This window comes from Actinacidiphila sp. bgisy145 (assembly GCF_057708125.1).
The window spans coordinates 47,425-69,187 of sequence record NZ_JBYIRL010000034.1 but is presented as its reverse complement, the minus strand read 5'-3'; the positions used below and the strand labels follow the sequence as shown (position 1 = coordinate 69,187).

General features: G+C 73.7%; 17 protein-coding genes. 9 read left to right on the top strand and 8 right to left on the bottom strand.

All coding sequences use genetic code 11. From position 1 onward, the window contains the following. Nucleotides 1-67 precede the first annotated feature (67 nt). The 7 genes from AC3ERT_RS27280 to AC3ERT_RS27250 all read left to right on the top strand — a co-directional run bounded on the left by AC3ERT_RS27280 (nt 68) and on the right by AC3ERT_RS27250 (nt 10,664). Nucleotides 68-1,540, top strand: coding sequence for a hypothetical protein (locus tag AC3ERT_RS27280; protein WP_435177327.1), 1,473 nt, complete (start codon nt 68-70; stop codon nt 1,538-1,540). A gap of 71 nt (nt 1,541-1,611) precedes the next feature. Continuing rightward, a complete protein-coding gene (locus AC3ERT_RS27275) occupies nt 1,612-2,607 on the top strand; it encodes a glutamate ABC transporter substrate-binding protein (RefSeq protein WP_435177325.1) in 996 nt (331 codons plus the stop codon). Between the two features lie 94 nt (nt 2,608-2,701). Beyond that, nucleotides 2,702-3,991, top strand: coding sequence for a hypothetical protein (locus AC3ERT_RS27270; RefSeq protein WP_435177323.1), 1,290 nt, complete (start codon nt 2,702-2,704; stop codon nt 3,989-3,991). Between the two features lie 261 nt (nt 3,992-4,252). Next, a complete protein-coding gene (locus AC3ERT_RS27265) occupies nt 4,253-6,868 on the top strand; it encodes a serine/threonine-protein kinase (protein ID WP_435177366.1) in 2,616 nt (871 codons plus the stop codon). 4 nt (nt 6,869-6,872) lie between these two features. Beyond that, entirely contained in the window at nt 6,873-8,222 is a 1,350-nt protein-coding gene (locus AC3ERT_RS27260; protein ID WP_435177321.1) for a protein phosphatase 2C domain-containing protein, read from the top strand. 77 nt (nt 8,223-8,299) lie between these two features. Next, nucleotides 8,300-9,625, top strand: a complete 1,326-nt coding sequence (locus AC3ERT_RS27255) for a vWA domain-containing protein (protein ID WP_335977984.1) — start codon at nt 8,300-8,302, stop codon at nt 9,623-9,625. 70 nt (nt 9,626-9,695) lie between these two features. Then, nucleotides 9,696-10,664, top strand: a complete 969-nt coding sequence (locus AC3ERT_RS27250; RefSeq protein WP_335977982.1) for an FHA domain-containing protein — start codon at nt 9,696-9,698, stop codon at nt 10,662-10,664. Between the two features lie 35 nt (nt 10,665-10,699). Here AC3ERT_RS27250 and AC3ERT_RS27245 read toward each other — a convergent pair whose 3' ends face one another. Further along, nucleotides 10,700-11,599, bottom strand: a complete 900-nt coding sequence (locus AC3ERT_RS27245; RefSeq protein WP_435177318.1) for a methyltransferase domain-containing protein — start codon at nt 11,597-11,599, stop codon at nt 10,700-10,702. Between the two features lie 120 nt (nt 11,600-11,719). Here AC3ERT_RS27245 and AC3ERT_RS27240 point away from each other — a divergent pair, with 120 nt between their 5' ends. Together AC3ERT_RS27240 and AC3ERT_RS27235 are read left to right on the top strand one after the other, a co-directional pair. Next, on the top strand, nt 11,720-12,124 hold the full coding sequence (locus tag AC3ERT_RS27240) for a globin (protein ID WP_335977981.1): 405 nt from the start codon (nt 11,720-11,722) through the stop codon (nt 12,122-12,124). Nucleotides 12,125-12,245: 121 nt separating this feature from the next. Beyond that, the gene (locus tag AC3ERT_RS27235) at nt 12,246-12,395 is read left to right on the top strand and encodes a hypothetical protein (protein WP_435177316.1); all 150 of its coding nucleotides are present in this window, start codon (nt 12,246-12,248) and stop codon (nt 12,393-12,395) included. A gap of 18 nt (nt 12,396-12,413) precedes the next feature. On the opposite strand, the gene AC3ERT_RS27230 is transcribed toward AC3ERT_RS27235, so the two are convergent. From AC3ERT_RS27230 to AC3ERT_RS27200, 7 genes are all read right to left on the bottom strand, one after another. Next, complete coding sequence (locus tag AC3ERT_RS27230) at nt 12,414-13,130, bottom strand: DUF8185 domain-containing protein (protein ID WP_335977974.1); 717 nt, start codon at nt 13,128-13,130, stop codon at nt 12,414-12,416. Then, on the bottom strand, nt 13,127-13,549 hold the full coding sequence (locus AC3ERT_RS27225) for an acyl-CoA thioesterase (RefSeq protein WP_335977972.1): 423 nt from the start codon (nt 13,547-13,549) through the stop codon (nt 13,127-13,129). Before AC3ERT_RS27225 ends, AC3ERT_RS27230 begins: the two co-directional genes overlap by 4 nt. Then, entirely contained in the window at nt 13,549-15,213 is a 1,665-nt protein-coding gene (gene ettA, locus AC3ERT_RS27220; protein ID WP_335977971.1) for an energy-dependent translational throttle protein EttA, read from the bottom strand. The genes AC3ERT_RS27225 and ettA overlap by 1 nt, the downstream gene beginning before the upstream one ends. Nucleotides 15,214-15,565: 352 nt before the next feature. Then, a complete protein-coding gene (locus AC3ERT_RS27215; RefSeq protein ID WP_335977970.1) occupies nt 15,566-17,002 on the bottom strand; it encodes an LAETG motif-containing sortase-dependent surface protein in 1,437 nt (478 codons plus the stop codon). Between the two features lie 271 nt (nt 17,003-17,273). Then, on the bottom strand, nt 17,274-17,708 hold the full coding sequence (locus AC3ERT_RS27210; RefSeq protein ID WP_335977967.1) for a single-stranded DNA-binding protein: 435 nt from the start codon (nt 17,706-17,708) through the stop codon (nt 17,274-17,276). A gap of 125 nt (nt 17,709-17,833) precedes the next feature. Next, the gene (locus tag AC3ERT_RS27205; protein ID WP_435177313.1) at nt 17,834-19,849 is read right to left on the bottom strand and encodes a dynamin family protein; all 2,016 of its coding nucleotides are present in this window, start codon (nt 19,847-19,849) and stop codon (nt 17,834-17,836) included. 5 nt (nt 19,850-19,854) lie between these two features. Next, complete coding sequence (locus tag AC3ERT_RS27200; protein WP_435136384.1) at nt 19,855-21,495, bottom strand: dynamin family protein; 1,641 nt, start codon at nt 21,493-21,495, stop codon at nt 19,855-19,857. Nucleotides 21,496-21,763: the final 268 nt, after the last annotated feature.

The window sequence follows — 21,763 nt, the reverse complement described above, 5'->3', positions numbered from 1 at the left end:
GCGTGTGCAGAGGTAGCAGACGGCAGCCATACTGTGCTGCACACCGAACGCTCTGTGGGGAGGGTGCGTGACGCAGACGCCAACCGGCAACACCACGGGCACGGCACAGGTGCCGGCGCCGGTACCGGGCCAGGCGCGGGGCCACCAGGGCGCCCCCGCCCACCCGTTGCCGCCGGCTGCGCACGCCCCGCGCCGCGCCGCCTGGCGGGAGTCCCTCACCCGGGTGCGCGCGGCGGCCACCACGGAGCCGGGCCGGCTGCGCGTGGTCGGCGCGGTACTGGCCGTCGTCGTGGTCGCCTTCGGCGCCGTCACCGCGTGGCAGGTCGCCGAACGGCAGTCCGCGGCGGGCAACGTGATCGACCACAGCGGCCCGCTCAGCGCCAACGCCGCCGAGATCTACCGGTCCCTCGCCGACGCGGACGCCACCGTCGCGGGCGGCTTCCTCGTCGGCGGCGAGGAGCCGAAGGCGGTCTCCGACCGCTACCAGAGGGACATCACCACCGCCGCCGAACTCATCGCCGACGCCGCCGCGAACAGCGCCGGGTCCAAGGAGGCGCGCACCCAGATCGCCGCCCTCAACAGCCAACTCCCGCACTACACCGAGCTGGTGGCGACCGCGCAGGCCGACAACCGGCAGGGCCTGCCGCTCGGCGGCGCCTACCTGCGCTACGCCGACCAGCAGATGCGCAAGCAGGGCGGCCTGCTGGACGCGGCCGACAAGCTCTACCAGGCGGAGAACGGCCGGCTCGGCGCCGACTACGCCGACGCGAAGGCCCTGCCGTACGCGTCGTGGGCGCTGGGGGTGATCGCGCTGGGCACGCTGGTGTGGGCGCAGCGGCGGCACTACCGCCGCACCAACCGGGTGTTCAACCAGGGCATGCTGACCGCGACGGCGGCGACATCGGTGGTGCTGCTGTGGCTGGTCGCCGCGCACACCGTGGCCCGTACCGACCTCACGGACTCCTACCACCACGGCGCGCAGTCGATGCAGGTGCTCAACAACGCCAGGACCGACGTGCTCCAGGCCCGCGGCGACGAGAACCTGACGCTGGTCGCGCGCGGTTCGGGCGACGCGTACGAGGAGAGCTTCAGCAAGGAGATGGACGCGCTGGCCGGGCCGGCCGCAGGCGACCAGGCGGGCCGGGGCAGCGAGTTGGCGCAGGCACTGGCGCTGGCCGACAAGGAGGCCGGGCGCGCCCCGGTGCGCTCCGCGATCGCGAACGTGGCCGAGTGGCGGCAGCGCCACACCGACGAGCGGTCGGCCGACGACAGCGGCGACTACACCACCGCGGTTGCCGAGGTGATCGGCGGGAAGAAGAGCAGCGGCGCCACCGTCACCGAGACCACCGCGCAGACCTTCGACGCGGTCGACACCAGCCTGGGCAGGGCCGTCGCGCAGGAGCAGCAGGAGTTCCACCAGGCCGCGACGGACGGGCGCGGCGCGCTCGCCCTGCTGCCGGTCGGCGCCGGGGTGCTCGCGCTGCTCGCCGCGGGCGCGGCGGTCATCGGCGTCGGGCGGCGCCTGTCGGAGTACCGGTGAGCGCCATGCGCACGGACACACGTACCCCGGGGCGGGGCCGGTCCGGCCGGGCCGGGAGCAGGGAGGTCGCGATGAGCCGTACAGCACGCGGATGGGGCGGGGTCGCGGCGATGGCGGCGGCGTGCGCGCTGACCGTCACGGCGGCGCTGGGCCCGCTGGGCGTGGGGCCGCTCGGCGGCGGTTCGGCCGCCGGGGACACCCCGGGGGTCGCCACGGGCCGGACCGTGCACGTCCAGGACGCCGCCGCCACCGACGCCGGCAGCTGCGCCACGCCCGAGGCGAGCCTGTCGCCGTCGTCCGGCAGCACCGACGGCGCCGCCGTGGAGCGGATCAGGAAGCGCGGCCGGCTCATCGTCGGCGTGGACCAGAACAGCTACCTGTGGGGCTTCCGCGACCCGGAGACCGGCGCCATCACGGGCTTCGACATCGACATCGTCAAGGCCATCGCCCAGAACATCCTGGGCAGTTCGGCGAAGGTGCAGTACCTGACCGTGCCGACCGACAAGCGGGTGCCGGACATACAGGACCACAAGGTCGACATGGTGGTGCGCACCATGTCGATCACCTGCGACCGGCTGAAGCAGGTCGCGTTCTCCATCGCCTACTTCGAGGCGGGCCAGCAGCTGCTGGTGCCCAAGGACTCCGCGATCACCGGCTTCGACGACAGCCTGGCCGGCAAGCGGGTGTGCACCGCCAGCGGCTCGACCGGGTACGCGAAACTCCAGCAGGGCGCCCACGGCGCGCGCGTCACCACCGTCGACAACCAGCTCGACTGCCTGGTGCTGCTCCAACTCGGCCAGGTCGACGCGGTGTTCACCGACAACGCGCTCGCCGCCGGACAGGCCGCGCAGGACCCGACGGTGCACCTCGTCGGCCAACCGGTCACCAAGGAGCCGTACGGTGTGGCCATGAACCTGGACGACCAGGACCTGGTGCGCCGGGTCAACCAGGTGCTGGCGGCCTATGAGGCGGGCGGCGCGGACAGCGCCTGGATGCACGCGTACGAGACCTGGCTCGCCAAGGACCTGCCGGGGGTCACCGGACCGCCGGCGCCGACGTACAAGTAGCGGCAGGAAGCGCCCGGTAGGACATATCAGCAGGACGTACCCGTAGGACGTACCAGTAAGGCCGACCGGCGGACGGGAAGAGAAAGAGGGTGTGATGGCGGTCGCGGGAGCCTCCGGCCCGGTCATGGGCCGGGAGGATGTCGATCTTGCGCTGGAACGGCTCGGCGCCGAGCACGAAGCCGTCGAGACCTCCCTGCTCGCCCTCCAGGACCACTCCGGGCGCAGACTGCTCGAAGGCGCCGAGCTGACCGGCGTCACCAAGGAGCGGTGGGAGCGCACCGACACGGCGATCACCGCGCTGTGGGCGCACTTCGACGCGTACACCGCCGCGCTGGACACAGCCCGCGAGCTGCGGGCCCGCCGCCGCTGGCCGACCCAGACCGAACTGGCCAGGCTCACCGAGCTGTTGCGCGGCGACGGCATCACCGTGGTCGGCGCGGCCGTGCCGGACCACGAGCGCTCGCTGACCGGACCGGCCCGCACCACCGAGCAGTTGAGCCTGGACGAGCTGGTCCGCCGGATGAACACCTGGTACGACCAGGCCATGGAGACGGTGGCCGCCGCGGACGCGGTGTGGTCCGCGCTGCCGGCCAGGATCGACCTGCTGGCCGCCGAGACGCAGCGGGTGCGCTCACTGGCCCACTCGGTGGGCGTCCGCCCGGGCGAGCACCCCGCCGGGGACGAATTGGAGGCGCTGGTAGCGGAGTTGAAGGAGCTGCGGGCCCGTACGGTGGCCGACCCGCTGGCCTTCTGGAACCCGCGGCCGGCCCCCGGCCGCCCCGACACCTCGGGCTACGACGACGCGGGGCGGAGGCTGGAGGAGATCCGGCGCGAGGTCGAGGCGGTGCTGCACGTGCGCGACGACGCCGAGCACCGGCTCGGGCGGCTGCGGGACGTGATGTCACGGGCCGACCGCACCCTCACCGAGGCGCGCGGCGCCCGGGTGGAGGTGCTCTCGAAGATCCTCGCCTCCGACGTGCCCGCGGTCAGCGGCCCGGCCGCCGCACTGCACGAACGGCTAGCCGCGGCCGAGGAGTTCGCCCGCACCGCGCAGTGGCACCGGCTCTCCCCGCTGCTCGACAGCCTGGAGGGCCACGCGGACGAGGAACTGCTGCGCGCCCGCGAGTCGTTGACCGCGGTCACCGCCCCGCTGGCGGTCCGGGCGGAACTGCGCGGCCGCCTCGACGCCTACCGCGCGAAGGTGGCCCGGCTCGGCATGGCCGAGGACCCGGTGCTGATCGAACGGTACGACCAGGCACGGCGGTTGCTGTGGACCGCGCCCTGCGACCTGGGCGCGGCCGAACGGGCGGTGCGCCGCTACCAGCAGGCCGTCACCGACCTGGGCGGCACCCCGCGCACCCCCACCGACCGGAGCCCGGCATGAAGGGGCCCGCGGGGACGGCACCGGGGACGGCCTCGGTTGCGGCATCGGGGACTGCCTCGGACACGTCTACGAATGCGGGCTCGCGTGCGATCGCGGGCCGGCGCGCGAGAATCGGCAGCGTCACCACGACCGGCGTACCGGTCGGCATCATGAGCGGCAGTGCGGCAGCGGCAGTCAGGGACCGGGACAGAAACAGGGAAGGCTGAGGGGGAGACCGTGAGCGAGTGCCAGCGACCCGGCTGCGGCGGGACCTTGGAGGACATGGGCGGCGGCGACCTGTACTGCGACACCTGCGGGCTGGCTCCGGCCGCGGCCGCGCCACCGGCCGCCCCGGTGGGCAGCGCGGGTGCGGGCGCGGGATCGGGTGCGGCCGGCGGCTCAGGCTCCGGTGCAGGCTTCGGTACGGGCTCGGGCGGCTCCGGCGGCTCGGGCGGCACCTCCGTCCCCGGCACGTCCTCCGCACCCTCCGCACCCTCCTCCCGCTCCTCGCGCTCCTCCCAGGCCTCCCGCCGCTCGGTCTCTGGGCGGCTCTCCCAGTCCCTCGCCGGCAGCTCCACCGGCCGCTCGGTGTCCGTGCGCAGCACCCGCGGCAGCGGCTCCGGCCCCACCCGCGGCAAGCTGGGCGCCGGCCTGGTCCCCGTACCCACGGTGCCGCGGGCCGACCCGGCCGCCGCCGTGCTGGCCAACCCCGAGGTGCCCGAGCGCAAGCGCTTCTGCAGCAAGGGCGAGTGCGGGGCGCCGGTGGGCCGCAGCCGCGAGGGGCGGCCCGGCCGCACCGAGGGCTACTGCACCAAGTGCGGGCACCCGTACTCCTTCACGCCCAAGCTGCGCCCGGGCGACGTGGTGCGCGGCCAGTACGACGTGGCGGGCTGCATCGCGCACGGCGGCCTCGGCTGGATCTACCTCGCCCGGGACCGCGCGGTCGCCAACCGCTGGGTCGTGCTCAAGGGCCTGCTCGACACCGGCGACGAGGACGCGCTGGCCGCCGCGGTCTCCGAGCGGCGCTTCCTCGCCGAGATCGAGCACCCCAACATCGTGCGGATCTACAACTTCGTCGAGCACCTCGACCAGCGCACCGGCACCCTCGACGGCTACATCGTCATGGCGTACGTCGGCGGCAAGTCGCTCAAGCAGATCGCCAACGAGCGCCGCACCCCCGACGGCAGGCGCGAACCGCTGCCGGTCGCCCAGGCGATCGCGTTCGCCATCGAGGCGCTGGACGCGCTCGGCCACCTGCACAGCCGCAACCTGCTGTACTGCGACTTCAAGGTGGACAACGCGATCCAGACCGAGGACCGGCTCGAACTGATCGACATGGGCGCGGTGCGCCGCATGGACGACACCGAGTCGGCGATCTACGGCACGGTCGGCTACCAGGCGCCGGAGATCGCGGAGGTCGGCCCGTCCGTCGCCTCCGACCTGTACACCGTCGCCCGCACCCTGGCCGTGCTGACCTTCGACTTCCAGGGCTACAGCAACATCTTCGTCGACAGCCTGCCCGACCCCGACAAGATCGAGGTCTTCCAGCGCTACGAGTCGTTCTACCGGCTGCTGGTGCGCGCCACCGACCCGGACCCGCACAAGCGGTTCTCCTCGGCCGAGGAGATGTCCGACCAGCTGCTGGGGGTGCTGCGCGAGGTCGTCGCCCTGGAGTCGGGCACCCCGCGCCCGGCGCTGTCCACCCTGTTCGGGCCGGAACTGCGGGTGGTGGACACGGAGTTGGTGCGGCCGCTGACCGGTGACACCTCGCGGCTGGGCGCGTCGCGGCCGCCGGACGCGCCGCGCCGGCCCCGCGTGGACCGGGGCAGGCGGGCGATCCCGGCGCAGGCCGGACCCGCGGGCGCCCCGGCCGTACCCGGTGCGGCGGGCGGCGGCCCCCTTCCCGGGCCCGGCTCCGTCCCCGGCGCCGTCCCCGTTCCCGTTCCCGGGCGGCCGATCGTCTCCCGGCTCGACGCGGCCGCGGCCGTCCTGGCGCTGCCCGTCCCGCACGTCGACACCGCCGACCCCAACGCCGGCTTCCTGGCCGGCATAGCGGCCGCGGCACCCGGCGAGGCGGTGGCCGCGCTCCGGTCCGCGCCGGTCGACTCCGTGGAGAAGCGGCTGCGCGCGGTGCGGGCCCACCTGGAGCTGGACGACCTGCCGGGCGCCCGCGAAGTGCTGCGCGGCCTCGACGAGTCCGAGGACAGCGCCGACTGGCGAGTGGTCTGGCACCGCGGCCTGGTCGCGCTGTGCACCGCCGACCACGCCACCGCGGCGCTCAGCTTCGACGCGGTCTACGACGCGTTCCCCGGCGAGCCCGCGCCGAAGCTGGCGCTGGGCATCTGCGCGGAGGTACTCGGGCAGCTCGACAACGCCGCCGAGTACTACCGCCTGGTGTGGACCACCGACCACAGCTACGTCAGCGCGGCCTTCGGGCTGGCCCGGGTGCTGCTGAAGTCCGGCGACCGGGCCGGGGCGGTGCGCGCGCTGGAGTCGGTGCCCGAGTCGTCCATCCACTACACCGCCGCCCGGGTGGCCGCCGTCCGGGCCCGGCTGCGCGACCGGGGCCCGCAGGAACCGCTGCTGCCGGACCTGTACTCCGCGGCCCACCAGGTCGAGGCCCTCCAGCGGCAGGGCCTGGACCACGACCGCCGCGAACAGCTCGCCACCGAGGTGTACGGCAGCGCGCTGGACTGGCAGCTGGCCGGCCGGGCCGGCGCGGGGGGTGCGGAGGGCGCGCCCGCGGTGCCGCTGCTCGGCGTCGCGCTGGACGAGCGCGGACTGCGGTTCGGCCTGGAGCGGTCCTACCGGGTGCTCGCCCGGCTGGCCGGCCAGACCGGTACGAGGATCGAACTGGTGGAGCGGGCCAACCGCTTCCGCCCCAGGACCTGGGTGTGAACCGATGCCACCACTGCCCGAGTCGGCGCACAAGGCGCCCGCGGCCCGCCCGGCGATCTGCCCGGGCTGCTCCGAACCGCACGACCCCGGGGACCGGTTCTGCGGTGCCTGCGGCCGCGATCTGAGCGCGCCGCCGCCGGTCGCGCCAGTCTCCCCGGAGGCCGCCGGGGAGCCGGCGGCCGGGGCGGACGGCGAGGGCGGTTCGGACGGCGCGGGCAGCTCGCACGACGCGGGCGGTTCGGGCGGCGGCGACACCACCAGCTCCTTCGTGCTCGCTCCCCCGCGGGGTGCCGCCTCCCCGCCGCCCTCCTCCGACGCCACACTCCCGCTCGGCTTCTCCGCCCACGGCGCCGACAGCACCGGCGCCACGGGCAACCGGGGTACGGGCAGCGGCGGTACGGGCAAGGACAGCACGGGCAGCGGCCACCCGGAGGCACCGTCCGGCCCGGTCTGCGTGGCCTGCGGCGTCGGCGGCGTGGACGACGACGGCTACTGCGAGCACTGCGGGCACGCCCAGCCCCGCCAGCGCGACCACCAGGAACGGGAGTTGGCGGGCGTCGCCGCGGTCAGCGACCGCGGGCTGCGCCACCACCGCAACGAGGACGCCTTCGCCCTGGCCACCGCCGCCCTGCCGGGGGGCGCCGCCGCCGTCGCGGCCGTGGTGTGCGACGGCGTGTCCACCGCGTACCGCCCCGACGACGCCTCCGCCGCCGCGGCCACCGCGGGCAGCGACGCCCTGGTCGCTGCCCTGGAACGCGGCACCGCGCCCGACGACGCGATGCGCGAGGCGCTGCTGACCGCCTTCGACGCGGTCGGCGCGCTCGCCGCGGAGGAGCCCAAGGAGCCGATCCACCGCAACTCCCCGGCGTGCACCTACGTCAGCGCGGTCGTCACCGGCCAGGTCTTCACCGTCGGCTGGATCGGCGACAGCCGCGCGTACTGGGTGCCCGACGACCGCGAGCGGCCCGCCGCCCGCCTCACCGAGGACGACTCGTGGGCGGCGCGGATGGTCGAGGCCGGGCTGATGTCGGAGGCCGAGGCGTACGCCGACGCGCGCGCCCACGCGATCACCGGCTGGCTCGGCGCGGACGCCGCGGAGGTCGACCCGCACGTGGCCGCCTTCCAGCCGGAGTGCCCGGGCGTGGTCGTGGTGTGCACCGACGGGCTGTGGAACTACGCCGAGTCGGCCGCGGAGATGGCCGAGGCGGTACCGGCCGACGCCCGCACCAGGCCGCTGGCGAGCGCGCGTTCGCTGCTCGGCATGGCGCTGGACGGGGGCGGCCACGACAACGTAACGGTCGCGGTGCTGCCGTTCCCGGCAGCGGCCGCAGGGGCAGGATCACCCTCCGCGTAGCCGGTCCGGGCGCGGCGCGCAGGCGCACCGCGCACGGCGGGGGCGGACGAGCACAGCGTGAAGGAGTACAGGAAGCGATGCCCAGTCTTTCGAAGTCGAACGTGCCGCAGTTCTCCGTGGACGTCTACCAGAACGCGTACCTGCCCGAGGGCGGCCGCGAGGTCAACGCGATCGTCACGGTGACCTCGACCGGCGGCGGCACGTCCGGCGGCCTGCCGCTGCCGGGCGGCGCGCCGTCGGCCGGTGTGGTCATCATGGTCGACTGCTCCGGCTCGATGGAGTACCCGCCGACGAAGATGCGCAACGCCCGGGACGCGACCGCGGCCGCCATCGACACGCTGCGCGACGGGGTGTCGTTCGCGGTGGTGGCCGGCACCCACCAGGCCCGCGAGGTCTACCCGGCCGACGGCGGCCTGGCGGTGGCCGACGCGCACACCCGCGCGCAGGCCAAGCAGGCGCTGCGCAAGCTCACCTCGGGCGGCGGCACCGCGATCGGGACCTGGCTGCGGCTGGCCGACCGGCTGCTGTCCGGCTCCGACGTCGCGATACGGCACGGCATCCTGCTCACCGACGGCCGCAACGAGCACGAGAAGCCGGAGGACCTGCGCGGCGCACTGGACCACTGTGCCGGCCGCTTCACCTGCGACGCGCGCGGGGTCGGCACGGACTGGGAGGTCAAGGAGGTCACCGGGATCGCCTCGGCGCTGCTCGGCTCGGTGGACATCGTCGCCGACCCGGCCGGTCTGGCCGCGGACTTCCAGGCGATGATGGAGAACGCGATGGGCAAGGAGGTCGCCGACGTGAGCCTGCGGGTGTGGACCCCGCAGAACGCCGAGATCGCCTTCGTCAAGCAGGTCGCGCCCACCGTGGAGGACCTGACCGGGCGGCGGACGCAGGCCGGCCCGCGGATCGGGGACTACCCGACCGGGTCATGGGGCGACGAGTCGCGCGACTACCACGTCTGTGTGAAGGTGCCGCCGGTCGTCGTCGGCCAGGAGATGCTCGCCGCGCGGGTCTCGCTGGTGCTCCCGGAGCCCGACGGCAGCACGCAGGTGCTGGCGCAGGGCCTGGTGCGGGCGCTGGGCACCGACGACATGGCGGCCTCCACCCGGATCAGCCCGCAGGTCGCCCACTACACCGGGCAGGCCGAGCTGGCGCAGGTGATCCAGCAGGGCCTGGAGGCCCGCAAGTCCGGGGACATGGACTCCGCCACGGCCAAGCTGGGCCGCGCGGTGCAGCTCGCCAACGCCTCCGGCAACGAGGACACCGCCAAGCTGCTGGCCAAGGTGGTGGACGTGGTCGACGCCGCGAACGGTACTGTGCGGTTGAAGCCCAAGGTCGCCGACGCGGACGAGATGACCCTGGAAACGCGGTCGACGAAGACCGTACGCGTGAAGAAGTAGCCATCGGGTACAACGTGCTCGCGCACAACCTTTGGAGCCGCCCGAACCCGGCGGAGGGGGAGCCGACACCATGCCGATCTGTGCCAACGGCCATCAGAACAGCGCCACCGACTGGTGCGAGGTCTGCGGCGTGCTGTTGACGGCACCGGCCGCGGGATCGCGGCCGGCGTCCTCCGCGACGTCGTCCTCGTCCTCGCCGTACTCGACGCCGCCGTCCTCGCCCTCGCCCCCCGGTTTCGGCGGCGAGGGCGAGGGCGGCGAACACTGCCCGAGCTGCGGGACACCGCGGGAGGGGGCGGCGCTGTTCTGCGAGGGCTGCCGCTACAACTTCCTCACCCACACGCCGACCGTGGTGCCGTCGCAGCCGGTTCCGCAGCCGGTTCCGCAGCCGGTCCCGCCGCCCGACTACCCGCCGTACCAGCGGGAGGACTCGCAGGCCTCGCGGCCCTCGCAGGTCAACCGCCCGGCGGAGTCGGTGCCGGACGGCTCGGTCACGGTCGGCTCCGGCTCGGGGGACTTCGAGCTGGAGCCGCCGTCCAGGCCCGCCCGGCGCTCGGACACCGGCGGCACCGGGAGCGGCCCGACCGGCTCCACCAGCAGCGGCCGGTCGTCCTCCGCGGCCGCGGGCACCAGCGCCGGCTGGGTGGCGGTGATCGCGGCGGACCGGGCGTACTTCACCGCGATGATGGCCCGCAGCGGCCCGGACGCCGGGCAGCTGTACTTCCCGGCGTTCTCCCCCGAGGTGGAGCTGCCGCTCACCGGGCACCAGGTCACGATCGGCCGCCGCCGGCACAGCACCGGCGAGGCGCCCGACATCGACCTGTCCCGCTCCCCGGAGGACCCGGGGGTCTCGCACCACCACGCGGTGCTGGTCCAGCAGCCCGACGGCTCCTGGTCGGTGGTCGACCAGGACTCGACGAACGGGACCACCGTCAACCTCGCCGAGGAGTCCATCCGGCCCTACCTGCCGGTGCCGCTCGCCGAAGGGGACCGGGTGCACGTCGGCGCGTGGACGACGATCACGCTGCGCAGGGCCTGAGCGCCGCCCGCGCAAGCCGGCCGGCCGGCCGCCGGTCAACCGCCGGTGAGCGGCCAGGTCAGCGGGCCGTCGGGGCGGTCCCGCCAGATCCACTGGTGCGTCCCGTCCACGGTCAGGCCGTAGCGGGTCCGGTCCGCGCCCCCGCCGAACACCCGTGCGGCCAGGCCGTGTTCGGGTGCCCCGGCCGGCGCGCCGACCGCGCCCCGCAGCGGCACGAAGTACGCGGGAGTGTCCAGGAACCGCCCCTGCGCGCGCCCGGGACCGTACACCGTCAGCGCCACCAGCCCCGCGGCCAGCGGCAGCAGCACCAGCCCGCCCGGCACGCACTGCTCCAGCCACGCCGGCGGCACCGACGGCAGCTCGCAGGTCGCCATGACCCGCTGGTACGGGGCGCCCGGCGGGTGGCCGAACGCGCCGTCGCCGGTGACCACCTCGACCGAGCGGGCCGCCTCGGTGCCGTACGCGTCCAGGTGGGCGCGGGCCGCGGCCGTGATCTCCGGCTCCAGGTCGATCGTGGTGACCGTGCCGGGGCCGAGCCGGTGGGCCATCAGCGCCGCGTTGTAGCCGGTGCCCGCGCCGATCTCCAGCACCCGTTCCCCGCCGTGCACCTCCAGCGCCTGGCACATCAGCGCCATCAGCGACGGCTGGCTGCTGGAGGAGACCAGTTCGCCGCCGACGACACGGGTGGCGATCGGCCGGTCCTCGTAGGCCCCGGCGAGCAGCCGCCCGGTGCGCTCCTCGCCCTCCTCCAGCACGAACAGCTCCCGCGGGACCTCGGCGAAGGCCGCCCGCCAGGCGGGGTCGGTCAGGCCGCCCCCGGCCACGATCCGGTCGACCATCCGGGCCCGCAGCTCCCCCGGGGCGGCGGCGTGCCGCTGCTCGTACCGCTGCCCGTGGCGCCAGTAGCGCCCGTCCTCCGGCCAGGTCCCGGCCATACCTCCATGGTGCGCCGGAAGGCCCGCCGACACGAACCGCCCCGCCTGCCGGCCTTCCGCCCGCCCCTTCCCGCTTCCCTTCCCTTCGGGAGCGGGCGCCGCGTCTGCGACGATGGAAGGGTGAATGAGATCCGGCGCGGCGAGTTGCAGCAGCAGACGTTCTACGAACTCGTCGGCGGCGAGGAGACCTTCCGCCGCCTCGTACACCGCTTCTACCTGGGCGTCGCCGACGACCCCGAGCTGCGGGCGATGTACCCCGAGGAGGACCTCGGCCCGGCCGAGGAGCGCCTCACCCTGTTCCTGATGCAGTACTGGGGCGGCCCGCGCACCTACAGCGACGAGCGCGGCCACCCGCGGCTGCGGATGCGGCACATGCCCTTCGCCGTCGACCGCGCCGCCCACGACGCCTGGCTGCGCCACATGCGCGCCGCCGTCGACGAGCTCCAGCTCCCCGGCGACCAGGAACGCCAGCTCTGGGACTACCTCGTCTACGCCGCCGCCTCCATGGTCAACACCCCCGGCTGACCCCGGCCGCCGGCCCCCCTCTGCCCCCGTGTCCCCCCGGCCGTCCCCTCGGCGGCGCCCGATCCGTCCGCTGGCCGGACCATCACGATCGGATTGCGACATACGCCGCACCGACTCGCGGATGGCCACCGTGCGCCGGACGGAGCCGGAGACCGCGTGGTCGACACCGCTGACCTGGATCGTCAGCGGGGCGCCGCCCAACCGCTCCCGGGTGCTGCTGGAGCTGGAACAGGACCACATCGGGGTCTGGCCGGACCGCCCGGAGCAGTAGGGCCGCGCCGGCGGCCGGTCAGGAAGGCGAGACCGTCAGCCCGGACGCCCCGGACGCCGAGCGCGTCGCCACCGAGCCGTAGCCGGTGCGCAACCGCAGCCACGGGCCGGCCGCGAGCACCGCGACCGCCTCGCCCGCGGCCTCGCCGGAACGCCGCGCGGGCAGGAACCCGAGCGCGTGGGCGGCATGCACCACGCGCAGGGTCACCCCGGCCCCGCCGCCGGGCAGCGGCCGGCTCCAGAGCTCCTCGGCGAGCGCGTCCAGCTCCGCCCGGGAACGCCGCTCCGGCACCAGCGCCTCCGTCCGCGCCCGGAACTCCGCGACCGCCCTCGCCGCGACCTCCCGTACGACGGCCGCCTCCAGCTCCGCGACCCGCCGCCAGCCCTCCCGCGGCGGCAGCAGCCCGGCCCAGGCCGGACCCGTGACGGACGGCGGCACCGTGAACCGTCCGCCCCCGACCGCCTCCCCGACCGCCTCCAGCAACTGCCCGGCCGACACCGTCGCGTCCACCGCCGCCGCTATCCCGTCGCCGCCGAGCGCCAGGCTCTTGACCGCCAGCACCCCGCCGAACGGCGGCTGCCCGAACACGCCGAGCGCCGCCTCCCCGGCCGCGGAACGCAACCGCACCACCGCGGCCTTGTCCCACCTCACCAACCGCCCCAGGAACGCGGCGAGGTCGGCCTCCACCACCGCCGCCCCGCCCGGTCCCTCGGCGAAGCCGAGCCGCACGCTCACCCGACCACGGCCCCCTCGTCGCGGTAGCGCTCCAGGAACGCCCGCTCCTCCTCGGTGATCCGCCGCGGCCGCTGCTCGGCCAGCAGGTACGGCACCACGACCGTCGCCGCCCGCGCGTACACCGCCTCGTCGTCCTTCACCTCGTACCTGACCGTCATCGACGCGGCGTTGATGCTGTCCACCCACGTCTCGATCGCCACCGGCTCGTACCGGTGCACCAGAGGCCGCAGGTAGTCGATCTCGTGCCGGGCCACCACCGACCCGCCCGAGAACGTGCCCCCGCCTTCCCTGTCCGCCAGCCGGAACATCAGGTCGATCCGCGCTTCCTCCAGATACCGCAGGAACAGCACGTTGTTGACGTGCCCGTACGCGTCCATGTCGCCCCAGCGCAGCGGACAGCGGAAGACGTGCCGGGCCATCAGCCGCGCGTCAGCTTCTTGTACGTGGCCCGGTGCGGGCGCGCCGCGTCCGGCCCCAGCCGCTCGACCTTGTTCTTCTCGTACGACTCGAAGTTGCCCTCGAACCAGAACCACTTCGAGTCGCCCTCGTACGCCAGGATGTGCGTCGCCACCCGGTCCAGGAACCACCGGTCGTGGGAGACGACCACAGCCGCACCCGGGAACTCCAGCAGCGCGTTCTCCAGCGACGACAGCGTCTCCACGTCGAGGTCGTTGGTCGGCTCGTCGAGCAGCAGCAGGTTCCCGCCCTGCTTGAGGGTCAGCGCCAGGTTGAGCCGGTTGCGCTCACCACCGGACAGCACCCCGGACGGCTTCTGCTGGTCCGGGCCCTTGAAGCCGAACGCCGACACGTACGCCCGCGACGGCATCTCCACCTGTCCGACGTTGATGTAGTCCAGGCCGTCCGAGACGACCTCCCACAGCGTCTTCTTCGGGTCAATGTTCGCCCGGCCCTGGTCCACGTACGAGATCTTCACCGTCTCGCCGACCTTGATGGTGCCGGAGTCCGCCTGCTCCAGGCCCTGCAGCATCTTGAACAGCGTGGTCTTGCCGGCGCCGTTCGGCCCGATGACGCCGACGATGCCGTTGCGCGGCAACGTGAACGACAGGTCGTCGATCAGCACCTTCTCGCCGAACGCCTTGTGCAGGTGGTCCACCTCGACCACGACCGACCCGAGCCGCGGACCCGGCGGGATCTGGATCTCCTCGAAGTCCAGCTTCCGCATCTTGTCGGCCTCGGCGGCCATCTCCTCGTACCTGGCCAGTCGGGCCTTCGACTTGGCCTGCCGCCCCTTGGCGTTGGAGCGGACCCACTCCAACTCCTCCTTCAGGCGCTTCTGCCGCTTGGCGTCCTTCTGCCCCTCGACCTTCAGCCGGGATGCCTTGTTCTCCAGGTACGTCGAGTAGTTGCCCTCGTACGGCAGCGCCCGGCCGCGGTCCAGCTCAAGAATCCACTGCGCGACGTTGTCCAGGAAGTACCGGTCGTGGGTCACGGCCACCACGGTGCCCGGGTACTTCGCCAGGTGCTGCTCCAGCCACTGCACCGACTCCGCGTCGAGGTGGTTGGTCGGCTCGTCCAGCAGCAGCAGGTCCGGCGCCTCCAGCAGCAGCTTGCACAGCGCCACCCGGCGCTTCTCGCCACCGGACAGGTTCGTCACCGGCCAGTCCCCGGGGGGGCAGCCGAGCGCGTCCATCGCCTGCTCCAGCTGAGCGTCCAGGTCCCACGCGTTCGAGTGGTCCAGCTGCTCCTGGAGCTTGCCCATCTCCTCCAGCAGCGCGTCGGAGTAGTCCGTCGCCATCTGCTCGGCGATCTCGTTGAACCGGTCGAGCTGCGCCTTCGTCTCCGCGACGCCGTCCTGCACGTTCTCCAGGACCGTCTTCGACTCGTCGAGCGGCGGCTCCTGGAGCAGCATCCCCACGCTGTAGCCCGGCGACAGGAACGCGTCCCCGTTCGACGGCTGCTCCAGCCCCGCCATGATCTTCAGCACGGTGGACTTACCGGCGCCGTTCGGGCCGACCACACCGATCTTCGCGCCCGGCAGGAAGCTCAGCGTCACATCATCGAGGATGACCTTGTCGCCGTGCGCCTTACGCGTCTTGCGCATCGTGTAGATGTACTCAGCCAAGAGAAACCGTCCGGCAATCGAGAAGGGCCAATGTGCGGCTCCGCCGCGTGAGGGCAGATACGCCCCATCTTGCCAGCCGTCCACCCCAGGGGGCGAACGGGTAGGTCAGCCCCGCCCCGTACCCGAACCGTTCCCGGCCCGCCCTGCCCGTCCCCGCGGCCCGGTCCGGCCCCGGCGGAGCCGGTCCAACCGGTTCGGCCGCACCGGAGCCGGCCGAGCCTGGGACTGCCGTGCCTGCGCCGACCGGGCCTGACCGTCCCGGGCCCGGCCGGACCGGGCGGTCAGGCGGGACCGGGCAGTCAGGCGGGCTGGACGGACAGGCGCGCCCGCCCGTCCAGCCGGCTCACACCGATCAGGCGGCGGAGTTCTTGCGCGCGTTGCGGCGGAAGAAGAAGACCGCTCCCCCACCGACCACCACGAGGGCGACCGCTATGCCCGCGATCATCGGGGTGGCGCTGCTGCTACCGGTCTCGGCGAGGTTGCCGGTGTCGGACGCGGACGCCGGGCTGGGCTGGTTGGTCGCCGGAATGGTCGGCGGCGCGGTGGCCGCCTTGCAGTCCAGCACGCCCTTGAACGTCTTCACCGACTTGTCGGGCAGCGCGATGTCGATCTTGTAGCCCTGGTCCTCGGCGACGGGGACCGTGATCGTCTGCGACTCGCCGGGGGCGATGGTGTAGGTCTTCCCCTCCAGCGTGAAGGTGAAGGACTCGTCGCCCTTGTTGCTGGCACTGACGTCCACACCGGACTTGGAGCAGTTCACCTGCGCCGACAGCGCCGGTATCGGGCCCTGGTCCGCCCACGTGGCCGTCGCGGTGGCCTTGATCTCCGACTGGCTGGTGCCGGCCAGGATCATGGTCTGGCTCGGGCCGTTGGTCTTGGAGTTGGTACCCGCGAAGGCGCGACCGACCGGCACGCTGGTCGTCGCGGACACCGTCACCGAGGTGCTGCCCTCCTTGGTGCCCGCGGGCACGTCGAAGTACAGCTGGCTGCCGTCCGAGACCGACGTGACCGGCTTGCCGTCACCGTCGACGAGCTTCACGCCGTCGGGCGCGTCAGCGGCCAGGACCGCCTGGGCACCGGTCGCGCTGGTGTGCGCGGTGATCGGGCCGATCCGCCCGCCGGACTTGCCGGACACCGACGGCGGAGTCAGCTCCAGCGACGGCGACGGCTCCGCGACGGCCTGCGCGGACTGGTCGAGGTAGTCCGCCAGCTTCTCCGCGGCCGGGTCGTTCGCGGCGGCCTTCGGGTCGTCGGAGAGCCGCCAGATCGCGACCTGGGTGCCGGCCGCGGCCGACTCCTTGGTCAGCGGACCCGATCCCGCGGTGGTCGCCAGCGCGCCGAGGTCGTTGACCGTCGGGAAGGAGTGCTGGAGTATCCAGGTGATCTTCCCGGCCACGTCCTTGTCCCGGCCCTCCTGGGTCAGGGACGTCGCGCTCCAGGGGACCTCGTGGTAGACGGCGTTGCCGCTGGTGTCGGCGCCCCTGTAGAGGTCGATGCAGTAGGTGTAGACGCTGGTGCCGTCGTCGAGCTTCAGCTGGAACAGGCCGGCCAGCTCGGGAGCGGACTTGCCGCTCTTGTCGGTCACGGTCGCGCCGCCGTACATGCCCGGTGCGAGCTCGCCGAGCTTGCCGGTCGCGCCGCCGGACGTCGTGGTGGCTGTGCTGTCACCGGAGTTGCCGCCGTCGGCGGCGGCCGTGGTCGCGCCGGCGAACACGCCGGCCGCGAGCAGGCCGGCCGTGACACCGGCCGCCGCGAAGCGGGCAGCACCCCGTCTGTAGGTGTTGAACATGAATTTTCCCCTCCGGGCGAGGTACCTGGTCGTGATGAAGGGGTTGACCCCGCCTGTGCCGAGCCCCCGTACATACGAACGCCGAAATCCTAGGAACCGCGCATGTGATCCCCACAGTCGAGAGCCGCCCGAGCGGCATTCGAATCTCAATCGTTATGCGCGAAGGGCGTGTCTCCGTCATTGTCGATAAATCATTGACACAATTCACGCCACGAATACCCGCGCGTATTCACCCGCCGCTCGCACGCCGTACGGCCCACGTCAGCCCCGCTCACGGCACCGCAGCCGTCAACTCCGGTGCGGACGGCCGGACTTCCGCCCCCGCACCTGCGCTCGCCCCGCCGCGGCCGCCGGAACGGCTGAATCGTGCCACACCGCGGGCGAGGTCGTGCCCGATCGCCACCGCCTCCAGCTCCGCCGCGAGATAGCGGCGGCCGTCCTTCTCGTCCTCCCTGATCCGCAACCGGCCCTGCACGACCAGCGGTTCACCGAGGCAGACGGACTCCTTCACATTGCTTCCGAGGTTCCGCCACGCACGCACGGTGTAGAAGCTCGTCGCGCCGTCGGTCCAGGCGCCGCGCTCGGCGTCCCAGCGCCGCGTGGTGGTCGCGAGCCGAAAACGGGTCACGACCAGACCGGTGGCCGTCACCTGGCTCTCGGGCTCGGTCGCGACATTTCCCACAACCGTCACCAGCGTCTCGTTCATCGCGCATTCCTTTCGTCCGCCGCACTCCCGTGTGGAACGCGGCAAGACCATCTTGCGCGAAATCGGACGACTGAGGAAAAAAGATCCGGAAAATGTGGATAGCCCGCCTGTTGTGGATAACTTCGTCACCCGGACGAGTGAGACGAGCGCTCCACAGCCCGCCCGAGCGGCAGCGGCGCACCGGTCGAGCCCTCCGCGGACCTGCCGGCCGGGACGAGCCGGGCGGGCGCCGGAGCGGAGCCTGCCACGACCGCGTACTGCTCGCGCACCTCGCGGTAACGCATCAACTCGGCCGCGACCGGTTCGAGGACCCGGGCCCGACCGCAGTCGGCCGCCGCATCCCGCAGCCGCCGCTCGGCGGCCTGGCCGTACCTCCTGGCCGGTCCGCGCGCGGCGATCCGGCAGGTGCCGGAGATCAGTGGACCGCCGAGCCCGCCCACCGCGACCGTGACGAGCGGCGGCCACCACGACATGTCCAGCGAGCCGGAGCCGACCGCGGACAGGCAGACCACCCCGGCCAGCGCGAGCGCCATCAGCAGCCACTGCACGGCCGCGGCCACGGACCACCAGCCGGGCCGCTCCGGCGTGCGCGGCCGGGCCCGGACCGCCGCGGCGTCGAGCGCCGCCGGCAGCCCTTCCCCGCCCCGCCGTGCCGCGTCGCGCACCGCCCTGGCCCACGGCGCGGGCAGTCCGCGCGCGGCGTCGGCCGCAAGTCCGCGCACCGCCTCGTCGATCACCGGCCGCGACGCCGTCGGCCGCGCCGGCACTTCCTCCTTGTCCGCGCCCGCACGCGCGGGCGCGCGGACAACGGACGGGCGGGCAATGGGCTGCCGCGGCACCGTTTTCCCTCGACCGAGTGAACCGGTCATTTTCCGGGCGAAACGGGAACAGCTCGCGGCTCCGGCCCGTTCCCCCAACAGTCGACTCCACGGAGTGCCGCAGGCGTCCCATGCGGCACTCGCCCACTCCTTTTCCGCCGACTGACCGGCGCCGGCCGCTCCCACCGCGTCCGCGAGCCGGTCGACGAACTCCTCACGCGCCGGATCGGTGAGCCCGGCGCCGCCCTCACCGACGTAGAGCGGCTGAAGCCCGCTCGCCACGCGGTCCATGTCCGCCGCCAACCGCCGCCCCGCAGCGGCGCGTTCGGAGACGATCTGGGCCAGCACGGCGCGCAGGTCCGGCACGCCCTGCCCGGTGAGCGCGGAGGCGGCGAGCACGACGGCCCCCGCTTCGCCGTGCTCGCCGACCGCCAGCCCGTCCTCGTCGAGCAGCCGCCGCAGGTCGTCGAGGACGAGGTCGGCCGTGTCCCCCGGGAGGCGGTCGACCTGGTTCAGCACCAGCACGGTGACATCGGCGTGCCCCGCCAGAGGCCGCAGATACCGCTCGTGCAGTGCCGCGTCGGCGTACTTCTCCGGGTCCAGCACCCACACGACGACGTCCACCAGCCGCAGCAGGCGGTCCACCTGCTCGCGGTGCCCGGGGGCGGCGGAGTCGTGGTCGGGGAGGTCGATCAGCACCAGCCCGTCGAGGCTCAGCTCCTTGGCAGCACCGAGGTCGCCACCGATCTCGGCGCTGTCGCCAACTGCACAGTGGGAAGCGTCGTCCGCGGCCGCGGCCTGGCCGGGCAGACAGGGCGCCTGGCCACCGGGATACTTCTCGTCCCGCCCGTCGGCCGGTGCTTCCGCGTCCGCCTCGGCTGCCGCGCCTGCCTCCCCGGACGCCGGGGCCGAGGTGTCCCGCAACCCGTAGCGGGCGTAGCGGTCCTGCGGCGCCACACCCAGCCGGTCGAGCAGTCCCGCCGCCCGCTCCGGCTGCCACGCGCAGGAGACCGGTCGTGAGGTGGTGGGCCTGCGCACACCTGTGGCGGACAGTTCGAGCCCGGTCAGCTCGTTGAAGAGCGTGGACTTGCCACTGCCGGTAGCCCCTGCCACGGCGACCACGGTGTGGTCGAGCGACAGCCGCCGCCGCTCGCCGACCCGGGCGAGCAGCTCGCTGCTGTCGGCCAGCTCGTCCGGGCTGATCCGGGTCCTGGACAGGCCGAGCAGTTCGCCGAGGGCTTCGACCCGCACGGTCAGCGGGTCGGCCACCGTCGGCTCGGCTGATGCGTTCGGGTCGTCCAGGGCCGAGGGGCTGGTGGCCACCGGGTTCACCTCTCCTTCTGCAGTACGGACAGGGCGGCGATCAGGGCGGACTGCTGTCCGGCGGTGACGTCGTAGCCGTCGATGGGCGCGAGCCGGCGTTCGCGTTCGCGGGACAGCAGTCCGGCGACGGCGTCGTCGAGCAGGGCGCGGGCGGCGTCGCGCAGCCGTACGGCGGCCTGGGCGCCGAGGGTTTCGGCCAGTTGCTCGCCGGCCGGCCGACCGGCCCTGCCGCCGAGCAGCACCGTGGCGAGGAGTGCGGCGATGTCCTCCGGGTCGGTGGCCGGCCGGTCGGCGGAGCGGGCGGCACGGGCCTCGGTGTAGGCGAGCTCGGTCACACCGCGCCGCCAGCGCCGTACTCCCTTGTCGATCCGGGCCGCGACGGCCACCCGGTCCCGGTCGGGGCGGGAGGTGGGTTCGTCGAGCAGCGCGGCTCCGGCCGGCTCGCGCTGCCACGCCTCGGCCACGCGGTCGTCGGCGGCGTCGGTCTCGGTGCGCAGCAGGGCGGCCAGTTCCTCGGCCAGGGCGCGCTGGAGCGCGTCGGGGCCGCAGGCCGGATAACTCTGCCAGTACGCCAGCGCCTCTCCGGCGAGTGGGCTGCCCTCCTCGATCGCGGCCGCGGTGCGGGATGCGGCCTGCTCGTAGGATTCCTCGGCGGCGCGGGTCAGCCGCTGGGCGGCCGCATGCTGGGCGGCGGAGGCGGCGGCCAGCGCGGGCAGTCGCTCGTTCATCGAGTCGAGGGTGCCGACGGCGGTGCGGCGGGCGGCGTGCTGCCGCGCGGCGGGGTCCTCGGCGCAGTGCGCCAGCCAGGCGCGCAGCGAGGCGACGGTGGTCTGCGGCAGCAGGCCGGCGCCGGCAGCCGACTCGGGCAGTTCCGGCACGGTGAAGCGGGGCACGTCACCGAGCCCGGCTTTGGCGAGCAGGGCACTGTAGTGGCGGCTGATGTCCTCGACGACCTGGTGCGGGACCCGGTCCAGGACGGTGGCGAGGGTGACGTCGTACTCCTTGGCGGCGCGCAGCAGGTGCCAGGGCAGGGCGTCGGCGTAGCGGGAGGCGGTCGTGACGAGAATCCAGATGTCAGCGGCGCAGATCAGTTCGGCGGCGAGTTCGCGGTTGTGGCTGACCAGCGAGTCGATGTCAGGGGCGTCGAGGAGGGCGAGGCCGCGGGGCAGGGAGTCGTCCGCCTCCAGACGGAGTTCGGCCCGCTCCGGTCCGAGGCGCTCGGCGTCGGAGCGGTCCGGTCCGTCCTCGTCCGCCCGGGAGCGCTGACGGACGGACCAGATGCGGGCCAGCCCCGGCAGCACCCGGGGGTCCGCGAACCACGCCCGGTCCTCGGGGTGGCAGACGAGCACCGGTGTGCGGGTGGTGGGACGCAGCACCCCGGAGGGGCTGATCCGGCGGCCGACCAGCGAGTTGACGAGGGTGGACTTTCCCGCCCCCGTGGACCCTCCGACGACCGCGAGGAGCGGCGCTTCCGGGGCTTTCAACCGGGGGACGAGGTAGTCGTCGAGCTGGGTGAGCAGCTCCTGCCGGGTCCGGCGAGCCCGTTCGGCCCCGGGCAGTGGGAAGGGGAAGCGCGCGGCGTCGACACCATCACGCAGTGCGGACAGCGCATCAAGCAGCTCGGGCCGTACGTCCAAGATCACCACAATGGCACAATGCCCCATATTGGCGTGATTTTGAAGCGTATTCGAGCGGGTTTGCCCTATTCGCCCGCCACGAGACCCCGATGGGACGCATGTGGACCAGGGGACGGAATGAGCCACCGGCATAACGAGTGCACAACAGCAGCATTTCGACCCGTCAAAAGCGATGCGGCTTCAGTGGTCACCTGGGATTATCGGACCGCTTCACCGAACCTCCACAACGTGTCACGCGGGTGAAGCATGCGGCAGCGGGCATCTGTCGCCCTATCCT

Coding starts and splice junctions, on each gene's coding strand:
- AC3ERT_RS27225 (WP_335977972.1), bottom strand. CDS start 13,549: ATGGCCCGGCACGTCTTCCGCTGTCCGCTGCGCTGGGGCGACATGGAC.
- AC3ERT_RS27255 (WP_335977984.1), top strand. CDS start 8,300: ATGCCCAGTCTTTCGAAGTCGAACGTGCCGCAGTTCTCCGTGGACGTC.
- AC3ERT_RS27235 (WP_435177316.1), top strand. CDS start 12,246: ATGGCCACCGTGCGCCGGACGGAGCCGGAGACCGCGTGGTCGACACCG.
- AC3ERT_RS27210 (WP_335977967.1), bottom strand. CDS start 17,708: ATGAACGAGACGCTGGTGACGGTTGTGGGAAATGTCGCGACCGAGCCC.
- AC3ERT_RS27270 (WP_435177323.1), top strand. CDS start 2,702: ATGGCGGTCGCGGGAGCCTCCGGCCCGGTCATGGGCCGGGAGGATGTC.
- AC3ERT_RS27245 (WP_435177318.1), bottom strand. CDS start 11,599: ATGGCCGGGACCTGGCCGGAGGACGGGCGCTACTGGCGCCACGGGCAG.
- AC3ERT_RS27250 (WP_335977982.1), top strand. CDS start 9,696: ATGCCGATCTGTGCCAACGGCCATCAGAACAGCGCCACCGACTGGTGC.
- AC3ERT_RS27265 (WP_435177366.1), top strand. CDS start 4,253: ATGGGCGGCGGCGACCTGTACTGCGACACCTGCGGGCTGGCTCCGGCC.
- AC3ERT_RS27275 (WP_435177325.1), top strand. CDS start 1,612: ATGAGCCGTACAGCACGCGGATGGGGCGGGGTCGCGGCGATGGCGGCG.
- AC3ERT_RS27260 (WP_435177321.1), top strand. CDS start 6,873: ATGCCACCACTGCCCGAGTCGGCGCACAAGGCGCCCGCGGCCCGCCCG.
- AC3ERT_RS27215 (WP_335977970.1), bottom strand. CDS start 17,002: ATGTTCAACACCTACAGACGGGGTGCTGCCCGCTTCGCGGCGGCCGGT.